Origin of the sequence: Chelativorans composti (genome assembly GCF_039541695.1) — a bacterium.
In the GTDB taxonomy this organism is placed as follows: domain Bacteria; phylum Pseudomonadota; class Alphaproteobacteria; order Rhizobiales; family Rhizobiaceae; genus Chelativorans; species Chelativorans composti.
Map to the genome: position 1 here is coordinate 69636 of NZ_BAABGS010000071.1, position 14531 is coordinate 84166.

Sequence of the window (14531 nt, forward strand, 5' to 3'; positions counted from 1 at the left end):
CTGAAGGGGTCTAATGGCGGGTCAGACGATACCCTCGATCTGGCGGGTCGCCAGTTCGCGGGCGATCTTTTGCTTGTGTTCGAGCGTTTCGCCCGGACGCGGGCGGTACCAGATGGCGGTCCAGTTGATGGCACCCAGCATGCCCTTTACCGCGATGGACGCGTTTTCAGCGCGGATGCTGCCATCCTGCTGGCCGCGGCGGAACACATCGACGAACAGGCGCTCGAACTCGCGGCGGATCGCCATGATCTCGTCGAGAACCCGGCGTTGCGCGAGCGTCGTGGCGCCGAGCCGGTGCATGTGCACGCCCTGCACCACGACCGCCAGATAGGCGATGTTCTGCAGCATGGTCAGAGCATGCGCCTCGAGCATGGCATGCAGCGTTTCGCGGCCGCAGCTTCCGGTATTCATCGCCGCCTGAACCGCCTCGTTCAGGCGGCGCATACCCTCGCGGTGAACGTCGAAAAACAAATCCGTCTTGGAGCGGTAGTAGTGGTAGATCCGGCCTTTGGTGGCGCCGAGTCGCCGGGCGACGTCGTCAATGCTGGTGCCCTGAAAGCCCATTTCCATGAAGCACTGGGCCGCAACGTCAAGAATGTCGACAGTGTTGTCGACGGGTTCACCGTCGCCTTTCTTGCGTCGCGCACGGGTCGGGCGCCGCGGACGGCCGGCTTCCACCAGAGCTTCAGTCTCGCTCAGTTCGCGCCCCTCTCCGACTTCGGACCGCGCGTTGGCCATCAATCCCTCCAAACTCTCTCTCCCGTCTCGCATTTCAACGGATTTGGACAACTGACGCAATTGGACCAGCGCCGAACACTTTCCATGCGAAACGCTGGACGACTGAGATTAAACATACTACTGAGTATGTTGCAATTGCCAATTGTTCGGTAAAGCTGAGAGGGAGAGGAACACGACATGAATGAACTGCCAACAGGGAACGAGCCGTTGATCTCGGAGTGGATCACGATTGACCAGCCCTTCGTGAATCGCTTCGCCGATGCGATTCTCGATCACCAGTTCATTCATGTGGACCCCGAGCGGGCGAAAGCGGAAGGGCCCTATGGTGGTACGATCGCGCACGGGTTCCTGTCGCTGTCGCTGTTGACGCATTTCACGCGAAGCGCGATGCCCCTGCCGCCGCCCGGCGTCGTCGAAGTCAACTACGGGTTTGACAAGATCCGCTTTCTGACGCCGGTTCCGGTTGGATCGCGCCTGCGCGGCAAGTTTACGCTGGTCTCGGAAGAGCCTAAGGGCGGCGGCAAGCTGCGGCGCTTTGCCGTTGAAGTCGAGATCGAGGGAGTTCAGAAGCCGGCCGTCGCTGCAGAATGGCTGGTGCTGGTTTTGGAAGGAGGAAATTGATGGCTGTCAGCTTCAAGGATCAGGTCGCAATCGTTACCGGAGCAGGCGGAGGGCTTGGACGCTCGCATGCGCTGATGCTCGCCAAGTACGGGGCGGCTGTCGTCGTCAACGACTTTGGTGGTGCGCGTGACGGCACCGGAGGTTCCAGCGCTGCGGCCGAGGCGGTTGCGGACGAGATCAGGAAGGCCGGCGGCCGCGCGATCGCCGATGGCGGCAGCGTCACGTCCGAGGCCGACATGCAGGCGATGGTGGAGCGTGCGCTGAAGGAATTCGGCCGCGTCGACATTCTCATCAACAATGCCGGCATCCTGCGCGACAAGACCTTCGCCAAGGTGACGATGGAGGATTTCCGGGCCGTCGTGGACGTGCACCTGATGGGCACGGTGATCGCCACCAAGGCGGTCTGGGGCGTGATGCGCGAGCAGAAGTACGGGCGCATTCTGGTGACATCTTCGACGTCCGGCACCTACGGAAACTTTGGCCAGTCCAACTATGGCGCGGCCAAGATGGCAGTGCTCGGCCTGATGAACACCCTGCACCTCGAAGGCGCGAAGTACGGCATCCACGTGAACGCCATCCTGCCGACGGCGGCCACGCGCATGACCGGCGACATGATGAGCGAGGAGATGCTGCAGATGCTTTCTCCCGACCTGGTTTCCCCGGCTGCCGTGTGGCTCGTGAGCCGCGAAGCGCCGTCGCGCACCGCCCTGCTTGCGGGCGCCGGAACCGTCGCGCGTCTCGCCATCGTGGAGAGCGAAGGCGTCTGCTTTGCCGGCAAGTCGCTCACGCCGGACGACATTGCCGCGAACTTCGACCGCATCGCCGACATCTCCTCGCCGATAGAGACCCCCGAGGGGCTGCGCCACGTCGACCGCATCATCGAGAATGCACGGAAAGCCCTCGGCCAGGTCTGAGTCATGAGCGAACGTCTCCATCCCCTCCCCCGCAGCGCCTATCCCTGGCATCAGGAGATGGTGTTGCAGTGGGCAGACTGCGACATCTATGGTCATCTCAACAACGTGGCCTACCTGAAGTACTTCGACACCGCGCTGAACATGGCGCTGATCGACCACGGCGCGCTCGACCTGTCGCCGGATGCGACAGACCCGATCGGGCTTGTCGTCAAGAACGGTGCCGAGTTCTTCAGCGAGGTCAACTTCCCGAACCGGCTCTGGATCGGGGCGCGGGTCGAGAAGGTGGGACGGACCAGTCTCACCTGGGGCTTCGGCCTGTTTTCGGGTGACGCGGAGCTTTGCTCGGCACGCGGTACCTACGTGCATGTCTACGTCGACCGGCAGACCCGCCGGCCGATCGAACTGACCGACAAGCTTCTTGCCTGCGCCAAGGCGCTGGCGGCGCCTGACCACAACTGATCCTGGGAGAAGCAGATGAGAGAAGCAGTTATCGTCTCCACCGCCCGCACGCCGATCGGCAAGGCCTACCGCGGTGCGTTCAACGCCACGACGGCCCCGCGCCTGATCGGACACGCGATCGAACACGCCGTTCAGCGCGCTGGCATCGATCCGGCGGAGGTAGAGGACGTCGTCGTGGGCGCAGCCCTGCAGCAGGGCACGACACACATGAACATCGCCCGTACCGGCCTTCTGCGCGCCGGCCTGCCGGTGACGGTGCCCGGTCAGAGCGTCGACCGGCAGTGCGCCTCGGGCCTGATGGCAATCGCGATCGCCGCCAAGGAGATCATTTCCGACGGCATGCAGATCACCATCGGCGGCGGCGTGGAGCAGATTTCGCTTGTCCAGAACGAGCAGATGAACGTCAACCACTGGCGAGACCCTTGGATCGACGCTCATCTGCCGCAGACCTACATGACGATGATCGAGACGGCCGAGATTGTCGCCGAACGCTACGGCGTCAGCCGCGAGGCGCAGGACGAATACGCCCTGCAGTCGCAGCAGCGCACGGCGGCAGCCCAGGCCGCGGGACGCTTCGACGACGAGATCGTGCCGCTGACGACGGTCATGAAGGTCACGGACAAGGCGACCGGCGAAGTCTCGGAGAAGGAAATCACCCTCGCCAAGGACGAAGGCAATCGTCCGGAGACGACGCTCGAGGGCTTGGCGAGCCTCAAGCCGGTTTTCCGCAACGGCCAGCGCGTCGCCGAGGGCCGGTTCATCACCGCGGGCAATGCCTCGCAGCTGTCCGACGGCGCGTCGGCCTCCGTGCTGATGGAACGCCGGGAGGCGGAGAAGCGTGGCCTCACTCCGCTCGGCCTCTATCGCGGCATTGCGGTCGCCGGCGTCGGCCCGGACGAGATGGGCATCGGCCCGGTTCCGGCCGTGCGCAAGTTGCTGGCCCAGCATAACCTGAAGATCGACGACATCGACCTGTGGGAGCTGAACGAGGCCTTCGCCGCCCAGGTCATTCCCTGCCGCGACCAGCTCGGCATCCCGAACGACCGGCTCAACGTCAACGGCGGCGCCATTTCCATCGGGCATCCCTACGGCATGTCGGGCGCGCGCATGGTCGGCCACGCACTCATCGAGGGCAAGCGCCGCGGCGCCCGCTACGTGGTTGTGACCATGTGCGTGGGCGGCGGCATGGGCGCAGCAGGGCTGTTCGAGGTTCTCTGACACAACGCGCGAAGGAAGCCCTTTACGGAAAGGAAGAGGGCCGGCGGATCGCTCCGCCGGCCCTTTCAGTTTCAAGTCCTGATCCTTGCTTCCGGACCTATTTCCGAAGGCCCAGGCGCCGCTCTACGTGCGGGAGCGGCAGGATGGTCGCGCCCCTCTTGGCAGCCGTCATGATGCGTTCGGCAATGCGGTCGGGGAACCGCGCGGCCTTCGGCTGCCCCGATGCCCGCGACACATGCAGCAGCACCTGCTCGTTCCACGCAAGAAGGTTTCCGTCTTCGTCGTGCATCTCCAGATAGAGGTGCATGCGTTTGGCATCCGCTTCGAGCACATGCAGCGTCAGCACCAGCCTTGCGCCCTCATGGCATTCGCGCTGGTAGCCGATGCGCAGGTCGAGCGTGTAAAGCGTTGCGGAGGTGGCATCGCGGTAGGCTCCGTCGAGGCCAATCTCCTCCATGAAGTCGGTGACCGTCTGCGAAAAGACAATCGCATAGGCGAAGTCGCCCATGTGGCCGTTGTAGTCCACCCATTCCGGGCGGACCACATCGTCGCGGGAGAAGACCGCTATCGTTCGCCGGTCGGTCATCCCTTGCGCCGCTCCAGCAGGTGCAGGATCTCGCCCACGATGCCGCGGCGGAAGAGAAGCACGCAGATCATGAACGTGCCGCCCAGCACCATCGTTACCGGAAGGCCGGACGTCGCAAGGAAGTTCTGCATACCGACGAGGACGCCCGCGCCGACGATCGGACCCGCCATGGTGCCGATGCCGCCGATCAGCGTCATCAGGATGACCTCGCCCGACATCTGCCAAGCCACGTCAGCAAGCGTTGCGAACTGGAACAGGAGCGCCTTGAGCGCGCCGGCAAGGCCGGAGAGTCCCGCCGACATGACGAAGGCCGCGAGCTTGAAGCGCTGAACCGAATAGCCGAGCGAAATGGTGCGCGGCTCGTTCTCGCGGATCGCCCGCAGGATCTGCCCGAACGGCGAGTAGACGATGCGCCAGATCAGGATGAGCGACAGCACCACGAGGGCGGCGATGAAGTAGTAAAGGTTCATCGTCTCGTTGAGATCGATGATCCCGAACAGATTGCCCCGCGAGAAGCCCTGGATGCCGTCCTCGCCGTTGGTGAACGGGGCCTGCAGGCAGAAGAAGTAGAACATCTGCGCCATCGCGAGGGTGATCATCGCGAAGTAGATGCCCTGCCTGCGAATGGCGAGAACGCCGATGATCACGCCGAGCACAATGGCTGTGACGACGCCGGCGAGGATCGCGAGTTCGGGTGTGATCTGCCAGACCTTCAGGGCGTGGGCGGTCACGTAGGCAGCGCCGCCGAAGAAGGCCGCGTGGCCGAAGGAAAGGAGGCCCGTGTAGCCGAGCAGCAGGTTGAACGCCGCCGCGAAGAGCACGAAGCACAGCAGCTTCATCAGAAAGACCGGATACACGAAGGTCGGCAGGATCACGAGGGCCAGAACCAGGCCCGCGAAGGCGATCACGGGAACCGGGCTCTTGCGGGTGGGCATGATGATGGTGTCGGCGTGTGTCGCGGACATCTCAGCTGTCCTTTCCGAAAAGACCGGCCGGGCGCAGAAGTAGCACGATGGCCATGATGACGAAAACGACGATGTTGGCGGCCTCAGGATAGAAGACCTTGCACAGGCCCTCGACGATGCCGAGCATGTAGCCCGTGACGATGGCGCCGAGGATCGAGCCCATGCCGCCGATCACCACCACCGCGAAAACGACGATGATGATGTTAGACCCCATCAGCGGGCTGACCTGGAAAAGGGGAGCCGCAAGCACGCCGGCGATGCCGGCCAGCGCGCAGCCGAAACCGTAGGTCAGCGTCAGCAGCAATGGTACGTTGACACCGAACGCCTGCACGAGCGTCGAGTTTTCCGTCGCCGCACGCAGATATGCGCCCACCTTGGTCTTCTCGATGATCGCCCAGGTGCCGAAGCACAGGACTAGCGAGGCGACAACGACCCAGCCGCGGTAGTTCGGCAACACCATGAAGCCGAGATTGGTGGCGCCGCGCAGCGCTTCCGGCGCCGCATAGGGCAGGCCCGACGTGCCGTAGAAATGGCGGAAGCCACCCTCCAGCAGCAACGCGAGGCCGAAGGTGAACAGAAGTCCGTAAAGATGGTCGAGGCCATAGAGCGCGCGCAGCATCGTGCGCTCGATCACCATGCCAAGGACCCCGACTGCCAGCGGCGCGAGGAACAGCGCGCCCCAGTAGCCGACACCGGCGTAGCTGAGAAGCATCCAGGCCACGAACGCGCCCACCATGTAGAACGCGCCATGGGCGAAGTTGACGATGCGCAGCAGGCCGAAGATCACGGCGAGGCCGAGCGACAGCAGCGCATAGAACGAACCGTTGATGAGGCCGATCAGGAGCTGGCCCATCAGGACGGGCAGCGCCACTCCGAATATTGTGGTCATGGTCTCACACTCCCAGGGCCGTATTGAGGGCTTCGGTGCGGGACGGCAGCTCCGAAACCGGGAAACTGTCGATCACCTGGCCATGGTCCATCACGTAGAAATGGTCGGCGATGCGCGAGGCAAAGCGGAAGTTCTGCTCGACCAGCAGCACGCTGACGCCATGCGTCTTGAGCACCTTGAGGACCTCGCCGATGCGCTGCACGATGACCGGGGCAAGGCCTTCGGTCGGCTCGTCCAGCAGGATGAGGCGCACGCCGGTGCGCAGGATGCGAGCGATCGCCAGCATCTGCTGTTCGCCACCCGAAAGCTTCGTGCCCGGGCTCGAACGGCGCTCGAGCAGGTTCGGGAAGAGCTCGTAGATCTGCTCGAGGCTCATACCGTCGCCCGCCACGACCGGCGGCAGGGTGAGATTTTCCTCGACGGTGAGGCTGGCGAAGATGCCGCGCTCCTCGGGAACGAAGCCGATGCCGGCCCGGGCGATGCGGTGCAGCGGCAGGCGCATGATCGACTTCTGCTCGAATTCCACCTCGCCCTTGCGCTTGCGTATGATGCCCATGATGGCGCGCAGGGTGGTGGTCTTGCCGACACCGTTGCGGCCAAGCAGCGTGACCGTCTCACCGGGGTAGATATCGAGATCGACGCCATGCAGCGCATGGCTCTCGCCATACCAGGCCTCGAGGTTGCGCACCTTGAGCTGAGGCGCCGCGCCGCCACCCCGCGCAGTCTTTGCAGATGCAGTCAGCGTATCAGTGGCCGTCATCTTCCGAACCCATGTAAGCTTCGCGCACGCGCGGATCGGCGCTGACGGTCGCGTAGTCGCCGCGCGCCAGGATCTCGCCCCGCTGCAGCACGGTGATTTCGTCGCTGATGTCGCCCACGACCTTGAGGTTGTGTTCGACCATCAGCAGCGCGCAGTCCCGCGAGACGGACTTGATGAGACTTGCCATGTGCTCGACATCCTCCTGGCCCATGCCGGCCAGCGGTTCGTCGAGCAGCAGGACGCGTGGCTCGAGGGCCAGCGTCGTCGCGATTTCGAGCGCGCGCTTGCGCCCGTAGGAAAGGTTGTTGGCACGAAGGTGCGCCATGTCGGCCAGGCCGACACGGTCCAGCAGTTCCATCGCCTGCCGGTTGAGCCGGTCGAGCGAGGTCAACGACCGCCAGAACTGATGGTAAAGGCTGTTGGGCCGCTGCAGGGCAACGCGAACGTTGTCCAGCAGCGTCATGTCGCCAAAGGTGGCGGAGATCTGGAACGACCTGACCATGCCCATCCGCGCCACGCAGGCCGGATCCATCGCCGTGATGTCGGTTCCGTCGAGCACGATGCGGCCCGCAGTGGGCTTGAGGAACTTGGTCAACAGGTTGAACACGGTGCTCTTGCCGGCACCATTGGGGCCGATCAGCGCATGGATCCGGCCGTGGTGCACATCGATGTCAACATTGTTGACGGCAAGGAAGGATCCAAAACGCTTGGCCAGCCCCCGTGCCGAGAGAACGGCACGGGTTGCACCAGCATCGGCAGGAGCCGCGGTGGGATGCGTGATCATGGTCGCGGCGATCACTTCTTCACGAGCGGGCAGGTGCTGGTTTCCAGCGGCGCAAACGCTTCATTGCCCGGGATCGTGGCCAGAACCTCGTAAAGGTCGCCGTCGTATTTGGACTCGGCCGGCTTCTTCACGCGGACGAGGTACATGTCGTGGATGACGCGACCGTCCTCACGCAGGTAGGCGTTGCGGTTGAAGAAGTCGTTGATGTCCATGCCGCGCATGGTCTCCATCACCTTCGAGCCGCTCTTCGCCTGGCCGGAAGCTTCCGCAGCCTTCAGGAAGTTCATGACGGCCGAATAGACACCCGCGTGAACCATGGTCGGCTTCTTGCCGCCCATGCGCTCGCTGTAGCGGGCGGACCATTCGCGGGTCGCATCGTCCATGTCCCAGTAGAAGGCGGTCGTCAGCGTCAGGTCCTGCGCGATGTCGAGGCCCACACCCAGAACGTCGGTGAGGAACAGCAGCATGCCCGCGACCTTCTGGCCGCCCTCGGTGACGCCGAACTCGTGCATCTGCTTGAGCGCCGTCATCGTATCGCCCGAGGAGTTGGCGAGCGCGATCACGTCAGCGCCGGAAGCCTGAGCCTGCAGGATGTAGGACGAGAAGTCGGTGGTCTCGCGGGGATGGCGCACGGAGCCAATGACCTCGCCGCCGGCAGCCTGGACAGCCTGGGTGGTGTCAGCCTCGAGCGCATGGCCGAACGTGTAGTCGACGGTGATGAAGAACCACTTTTTCGCGCCCTCGAGCGTCATCGCGCGGCCGGTGCCGTTGGCGAGCGCGTAGGTGTCCCAGGTCCACTGGGCGGAGGACGGCGAGCAGGCCTCGCCCGTCAGGGCCGAGGAACCGGCGGTCGAGATGAGGAAAGCCGTGTCCTTCTGGCGGGTGATCTCCTGCACGGCCATGGCGACCGAGGAGGTCGGAACGTCAACCACGGCGACGACGTTCTGCTCGTCGATCCAGGTGCGGGCCAGCGTCGAGCCGACGTCCGGCTTGTTCTGGTGGTCACCGACGATGACCTCGATGTCCTCGCCCAGAAGCTTGCCGCCGAAGTCCTCGACGGCCATCTGCGCCGCCACGACCGAGCCCTGGCCGGACAGGTCGAAGTTCATGCCCGACATGTCCGTCAGCACGCCAATGCGGTACGGTTCCGCGAAGGCGGACGCTGCCGACAGCGTGAATACCGTCGACAGAATGATGGTCTTCAGATTCTTCATTCCTGTACTCCTCCTGATGCTGCTCCTGAAGGCACAGCTGTGCCTGATGTCCGGATGCCGCGCTCCCGCCCCACCCGGTGTTGATTAGCGGCTGGCTTCTTCGAGAATCCGCCGCGACAGATAAAACTGATCGGCCTCGCTCCAACCCGCCCAGTTCTGGCGGGCATGCCCGTCGATGGCGGACTTGGTCATCCGCAGGGCGAGCGCTGGAATTTCTGCAAGCTCCCCGGCCCACGCGCAGGCAGCGGCGACGGCGGTGCCGTCATCGACGATGCGGTCGCAAAGCCCCAGCGACAAAGCCTCCTCGGCACCGATCTTCTCGTCACAGAAGAGAATACGCTTGGCCCGCGCCGACCCGACACGCTCAACCAGGAGCGGCAAGCCGCCCCAGCCGAGCGTCATGCCCAGGCGCACTTCGGGGAAGCGAAAATAGGAAGAAGCGGCCATGACGCGGAAATCCGCCGTCAGCGCGAGAATCGCGCCGCCGCCGATCGCCGGCCCCTCGATGGCCGCGATCACCGGCTGCGGCACCTGCCGCCAGGCAGCGGTCATGCGTGCGCCGGCGTTCATGGCCTGCGCGCGCTCGACATCGCCGGCGCCCGTCTTCCACAACTGCTCATCCTTGAGATCGACGCCCGCGGCGAAGATGGTTGCCGCGCCAGTGAGCACGACAGACGCCACGTCCGCGCGCCGGCCAACCTGAATCGCTGCCGCTTCCAATTCACGGATGAGTTCGGCATTCAGAGCGTTGGCCTTGCCGCCACGATCGAAGCGGACGGTTGCAACCTTGCCGTCAATGGACGTCGCGACTGCCGTCATTGCCCTCCCCTGACCAAATCCCCACAAACAGCTTTGACATACTACCGAGTATGTTGCATATCTGGCTTCAGGATTGCAAGGGATATTTCGTCGGGCCCATAGCGAATGGGGAGGAGCCCAGAGCTTTGGTGATGCCTGAGGCCTTCGGAAGGAGAGGAGAGGACATGACGACCGGGACAGTCTGCGCATCGGATCCGGCACTTGACCGTAACCGCGCGGTGCTCCGTTACATCCTGGAGTCCTATGCGGCCGAACGGCCCGAGGCGCCGTTCGTTCACTTCTGGCCGGGCGATGAATGGAGCTACGGCGAGACGCTGCGGCGCGTGCGCATCCGCGCCACGACGTTGGCCCGCGCCGGCGTGAAGCGTGGCGATCACGTCCTTTGCATGATGGGGAACGGCCCGGATCTCCTCTGCACCTGGTTTGCCATCAACTATCTCGGCGCCGTCTATGTGCCGATCAACACAGCCGCGCGCGGACGCATTCTCGAGCACATTCTGGAGGATGCCGACGCACCGCTTCTCGTCGCCGCCGCACCGCTGGTTGACCGCCTGAAGGAAGTGTCTCCCGGCAAGGTCAAGACTGTGCTCGTCGTGGAAGGCGAGGCAGAGCCGGTTTCCGGCCTTGACGTGCGCGAGCTGGAGGATCCCGAGACCGAAGACGCTTCGCTGCTTGAGCTCTCGAGCCCGATCGAGCCGTGGGACCTCTACGCCATCATGTACACCTCCGGCACGACCGGAAACGCCAAGGGCGTGATGAGCACCTACACTCAGCTCCACACGATGGGCCCGGATGCGTTCGACTGCGTCGAGGACGACGACCGCTGCATGATCTGCGGGCCGATCTTCCACTGCGGCTCGACGCTTTATGTATATGCGATGCTCGCGCGCGGCCTCTCGATCGGCATGATGCGCGAGTTCAAGACCGGCAGCTTCTGGCAGGCGGTGCGCGACACCGGTTCCACCTACTGTCTGCTCCTCGGCGTCATGGCGAGCTTCCTGCTCAAGCAGCCGCCGTCCCCGGACGACAAGAATCACCCGCTGCGCCGCGTCTTCATCACGCCGTTCGGCGAGGACGGCCCCCTGTTTGCCGAGCGTTTCGGCGTCGAGGCCTGGACCATCTACAACATGACGGAAATTTCGTCACCGATGGTCGCGGGTCCCGGCATCACGGCCAAGGGCATCACCGGCAAGCCGCGCCCATGGTACGAACTGCGCATCGTCGATGAAAACGACATCGAGGTTCCCGACGGTCAGGTGGGCGAGCTGATCGTGCGCACGCACCGGCCCTGGGCGCTGATGCGCGGTTACTACAACAATCCCAAGGCAACGGTGGAAGCCATGCGCAACGGCTGGTTCCACACGGGTGACGGCTTCCGCCGCGACAAGGATGGCACCTACTACTTCGTCGATCGCATCAAGGACGTGATCCGCCGGCGCGGCGAGAACATCTCGTCATTCGCCCTCGAGAGCGAGGTCCTGCACATTCCGGAAATCCGCGAATGCGCGGCCGTCGCGGTGCCATCGGAATTCAGCGAAGACGAAGTGCTGATCGTGGTCGCTCCGGTGGATGGCGCCACCATCGACCCCGTTGCGGTGACGGCCGACCTGGAAAAGAGGTTGCCGCACTTCATGGTGCCGCGCTACATCCGCGTCCTCAACGAACTGCCGAAGACGGCCTCCGGCAAGGTGCAGAAGCACATCCTGCGTTCGGAAGGCGTCACCCCGGATACGTTCGACCGGATGGCGACCGCTCCGGCCCGCAACAGCGCCTGATCCCGGAAAAAGGGACATCCGGTCCGGGCGCGGACCGGACCCAGCGCGCCACCTGACCCCGCCCACGGGCGGAGATCACCCGATTCGACAAGGCGGGTGCAGGCTGGCGCGCTCTACCTAAGGCAATGTCCAGCGCACGACCGGCCTGGCCCGCAACCGGGCCTTCTGCGAATGGGAGACTGCGGCTAGCGCAGTCTTTTCCGCGGCCGTGCATCAGTCAGACCGCATCGTGCTCGGGTGCGGCAGGCATGCGGACATGGATCATCGTTACCGTGATCCACTCGAAAAGCTCCGGAAAGTTGGTACACCGTTTCTTCGGCCGAGGCCTAAAATCATCCATCCATTCGAGCCGTACAAAGTTTGCGTGAAAGCGCAGGCGGATTCGGCCCCCAGCCAATCGAAACGTCACGCCTTGCTGCCGCTTGGCAGGCAGCAGACTTGATCCAACACCCATTGAAACACCGCGCAGCCTGCGGAATGGCAGCCTATTTCGCGGATTTCGCGCCGCTTTTTCTGCTTTACAACAGTTTAGTGTCCTATCACTTGAGTCACATCCGTTCTCTGAGATTTCGCCTTTCATTATCGATAAGTTCCCCTTATCGACAGTGACGGCTGTGATGGTGCAAGATATCCTCGCCGCCCCTCTTCTTCCGCTCCCGCTTTTCTTGCCGTGCCCAAAGGAAAGGGACAGGTCGCGTCCTTCGGCACTTCCATCCTGCAATGATACGCCGCCGACGACAGCGAATGTCAGCACAACCTGTACGGTCGCGGAGAACGATATTGAGCCTTCACCCCTCATCAGCCGTTCGCCATCAGCATCTGACAGGATCAGATCCGAACGAGCTTGGTTTCCAAGCCTCAATCGTGAAAACTCCACGATCGGTCCCGGCTTGCGTCGGCGCGAAATCACTCCATGGCACGACATCGCGCGCCTCGATCCCACGGCATTCGATCAACGCCTTGAATCGATCCCCTTCGATTGATTCAACAAATGCGTTTGATCGCACTGCGCCGTCATGGAACTCTCCCGTCCATGGTTAACGCACACGAGCCCACCCCATCCTCTTCGGACCAGATCCTGACCCTGACACGCGTCGAGCCCGAGAAAAACATCGCCCGGTTCTACACGCTCAGCATCGAGCCAACTTTGTTTGGCGATCATGCCCTCGTGCGACGCTGGGGGCGTATCGGATGCCGCGGCCGCTTACGGATCGACCTGCATGCGAGCCGCTTGGATGCCGAGAAAGCCTTCCGTCAACTGGCCTCGATCAAGCGCAAGCGCCGCTACCGCTAGAGCCGTTTCAACTTTTCACGGCCAATCCGAACCCCCATTGTCCTTTCGCGCTTCCGAGCGGGAAACCCATTTCGGCCTTTCCTGGATCGCTCGCAAAGCTCCCTCACCCCGGTCCGCCGGCAGCGTCTTTTCCGCGGCAGCTTTCGAGCGCGGCAAGCATAGGCAAGACCGAGAACCGTCCCTGCTCGGCCCGCTGCGTGAGCGCCCGCAGATAGCCGCCCGGTGACCGGATGAGTTCGGCGCGCTCCAGAATGGCCGCTATGACCGCCGACGCGGTGAAATCGCCCATGGCTTCGCGCGCCTTGCGCCAGGCATCGGGCGAAATTCCAAGCATGCTGCGCACCAGATCAGCCGTCCTGAACACGTCCGGCCAACCGGAAATACCGTCGCGCGCGTAGGTGCTCAGCGTAGGACAGACCGACATGAGATAACCGAGCGGAACCGGCTCCGCACGCCTAATGCGATCCAGGGGCGGCAATCCCGCGGTTTGCCGAGATCCCCTGTGGTCAGTACCCTCCTTTTCGCTCAAATCGTCAGACGCTTGCACCCCTCTCTCATCCAGTTGCGGCTCGGCCTGGCGCTCCAGCTCCTTTTCGGAGCTATATTCAGAATGAGAGTCTGTGTTTGAATTCTGAAACTGGCGCTCAAAATCGGCGTCATTGCCGCTCATTTCCTGTTCTGAAAGAGCATCCAGATAGGCATTCTCCACCTCGGCACGCAGACGGACGAGGTCGTCACAACGCTGTTGAAGCTGCTCGAGCGACGCTTGGCGCGAGACGCGGCGGGCAAGCGGCATCAGCCGCAGGGAGAACGCTTCCCAGTCACCTGGGCGCTTCTCGTGGAGAGCCGCTTCGATGATCTTGCCCGTGTCCCGCAGATGGATGGAAATTTCCACGCGAAGCGCCTGACAGCGCCGGGCATGTTCGCGCGCTTCCTCGGCCGCTGCATGAATGCGGCTTGCGGCAAGAGCCAAAGGCGACAGATCAAAGCCGAAGGCCGTCTCCACCTCCCCGCGGGCGTCACGGCGCACGTAGCGCTTGCCGTTGGGGCTATCGCGCCGCAGGATCAGACCGGCCTCCACCAGGGCAGCCAGGTGCCGCCTCAGCGTGGCGTCCGCCATGCCGCGCGAACGCAGCGACAGCTCCGCATTCGATGGAAAGACGATTATGGGCTGCGATCCGTCCAGTTCCCGCTCGGGATGGAAGCTCAGCAGGGCTTCGAGCACGCACAACGTGCGGTCGGACAGGCCGAACGCGGTACGCGCTTCGGTCAGGGCGCGCAGAAGCTGCCACTTCTCCGCGGTGCCGGTGTCGTTGCCGCCCTTGCCTTCCTTCCGGAGCTGTTCACGCGCCCGGTCGATTTCTTCACGTCGCAGAAAACTGGACGCACTTATCCTGCCGCCGCCGAAAGGCGTCGTTGCAAAACGTTCCGTCATGGTTTCTCACCTCACTTGGAGGCATAGAAATTCTTGCCCGGAACGCATCCACGTCTTGAC

16 protein-coding genes are annotated in these 14531 nt (G+C 63.5%); 6 read left to right on the forward strand and 10 right to left on the reverse strand.

What is annotated here, in order from left to right; all coding sequences use genetic code 11:
• Window positions 1-21 precede the first annotated feature (21 nt).
• The gene (locus ABD906_RS12990) at window positions 22-738 is read right to left on the reverse strand and encodes a TetR/AcrR family transcriptional regulator (RefSeq protein ID WP_345099844.1); all 717 of its coding nucleotides are present in this window, start codon (window positions 736-738) and stop codon (window positions 22-24) included.
• A 177-nt stretch (window positions 739-915) separates the two neighbouring features.
• Between ABD906_RS12990 and ABD906_RS12995 the strand changes: the two genes are divergently transcribed.
• Genes ABD906_RS12995 through ABD906_RS13010 form a run of 4 tightly spaced genes read left to right on the forward strand, consistent with a single transcriptional unit; the run spans window position 916 to window position 3950 of the window.
• Window positions 916-1359 carry a MaoC family dehydratase gene (locus tag ABD906_RS12995; RefSeq protein WP_345099845.1) on the forward strand — a complete coding sequence of 148 codons (444 nt, stop codon included), beginning with the start codon at window positions 916-918 and terminating at the stop codon, window positions 1357-1359.
• Entirely contained in the window at window positions 1359-2273 is a 915-nt protein-coding gene (locus tag ABD906_RS13000; protein ID WP_345099846.1) for an SDR family NAD(P)-dependent oxidoreductase, read from the forward strand. The genes ABD906_RS12995 and ABD906_RS13000 overlap by 1 nt, the downstream gene beginning before the upstream one ends.
• A 3-nt stretch (window positions 2274-2276) precedes the next feature.
• Window positions 2277-2732, forward strand: coding sequence for an acyl-CoA thioesterase (locus ABD906_RS13005; protein WP_345099847.1), 456 nt, complete (start codon window positions 2277-2279; stop codon window positions 2730-2732).
• 15 nt (window positions 2733-2747) lie between these two features.
• Window positions 2748-3950, forward strand: a complete 1203-nt coding sequence (locus ABD906_RS13010; RefSeq protein ID WP_345099848.1) for an acetyl-CoA C-acyltransferase — start codon at window positions 2748-2750, stop codon at window positions 3948-3950.
• 97 nt (window positions 3951-4047) lie between these two features.
• Here ABD906_RS13010 and ABD906_RS13015 read toward each other — a convergent pair whose 3' ends face one another.
• The 7 genes from ABD906_RS13015 to ABD906_RS13045 all read right to left on the reverse strand — a co-directional run bounded on the left by ABD906_RS13015 (window position 4048) and on the right by ABD906_RS13045 (window position 9967).
• Complete coding sequence (locus ABD906_RS13015; RefSeq protein ID WP_345099849.1) at window positions 4048-4536, reverse strand: thioesterase family protein; 489 nt, start codon at window positions 4534-4536, stop codon at window positions 4048-4050.
• The gene (locus ABD906_RS13020; protein ID WP_345099871.1) at window positions 4533-5471 is read right to left on the reverse strand and encodes a branched-chain amino acid ABC transporter permease; all 939 of its coding nucleotides are present in this window, start codon (window positions 5469-5471) and stop codon (window positions 4533-4535) included. The genes ABD906_RS13015 and ABD906_RS13020 overlap by 4 nt, the downstream gene beginning before the upstream one ends.
• A gap of 31 nt (window positions 5472-5502) precedes the next feature.
• The gene (locus ABD906_RS13025) at window positions 5503-6390 is read right to left on the reverse strand and encodes a branched-chain amino acid ABC transporter permease (RefSeq protein WP_345099850.1); all 888 of its coding nucleotides are present in this window, start codon (window positions 6388-6390) and stop codon (window positions 5503-5505) included.
• Window positions 6391-6394: 4 nt separating this feature from the next.
• Window positions 6395-7150: an ABC transporter ATP-binding protein gene (locus ABD906_RS13030; protein WP_345099851.1), complete on the reverse strand. Its 756-nt coding sequence runs from the start codon at window positions 7148-7150 to the stop codon at window positions 6395-6397.
• Window positions 7137-7934, reverse strand: a complete 798-nt coding sequence (locus ABD906_RS13035) for an ABC transporter ATP-binding protein (RefSeq protein ID WP_345099852.1) — start codon at window positions 7932-7934, stop codon at window positions 7137-7139. The genes ABD906_RS13030 and ABD906_RS13035 overlap by 14 nt, the downstream gene beginning before the upstream one ends.
• Before the next feature lie 11 nt (window positions 7935-7945).
• Window positions 7946-9148 carry an ABC transporter substrate-binding protein gene (locus tag ABD906_RS13040; RefSeq protein ID WP_345099853.1) on the reverse strand — a complete coding sequence of 401 codons (1203 nt, stop codon included), beginning with the start codon at window positions 9146-9148 and terminating at the stop codon, window positions 7946-7948.
• Window positions 9149-9232: 84 nt separating this feature from the next.
• Window positions 9233-9967: an enoyl-CoA hydratase/isomerase family protein gene (locus tag ABD906_RS13045; RefSeq protein WP_345099854.1), complete on the reverse strand. Its 735-nt coding sequence runs from the start codon at window positions 9965-9967 to the stop codon at window positions 9233-9235.
• A 164-nt stretch (window positions 9968-10131) separates the two neighbouring features.
• On the opposite strand from ABD906_RS13045, the gene ABD906_RS13050 reads away from it, so the two are divergent.
• Complete coding sequence (locus ABD906_RS13050; RefSeq protein ID WP_345099855.1) at window positions 10132-11742, forward strand: AMP-binding protein; 1611 nt, start codon at window positions 10132-10134, stop codon at window positions 11740-11742.
• Window positions 11743-11959: 217 nt separating this feature from the next.
• On the opposite strand, the gene ABD906_RS13055 is transcribed toward ABD906_RS13050, so the two are convergent.
• A complete protein-coding gene (locus ABD906_RS13055) occupies window positions 11960-12604 on the reverse strand; it encodes a hypothetical protein (protein WP_345099856.1) in 645 nt (214 codons plus the stop codon).
• Between the two features lie 171 nt (window positions 12605-12775).
• On the opposite strand from ABD906_RS13055, the gene ABD906_RS13060 reads away from it, so the two are divergent.
• Window positions 12776-13036 carry a WGR domain-containing protein gene (locus ABD906_RS13060; protein WP_345099857.1) on the forward strand — a complete coding sequence of 87 codons (261 nt, stop codon included), beginning with the start codon at window positions 12776-12778 and terminating at the stop codon, window positions 13034-13036.
• Between the two features lie 103 nt (window positions 13037-13139).
• Here the strand turns inward: ABD906_RS13060 and repC are convergent, their stop codons facing one another.
• Window positions 13140-14471 carry a plasmid replication protein RepC gene (gene repC / locus ABD906_RS13065; RefSeq protein ID WP_345099858.1) on the reverse strand — a complete coding sequence of 444 codons (1332 nt, stop codon included), beginning with the start codon at window positions 14469-14471 and terminating at the stop codon, window positions 13140-13142.
• Between the last annotated feature and the right edge of the window lie 60 nt (window positions 14472-14531).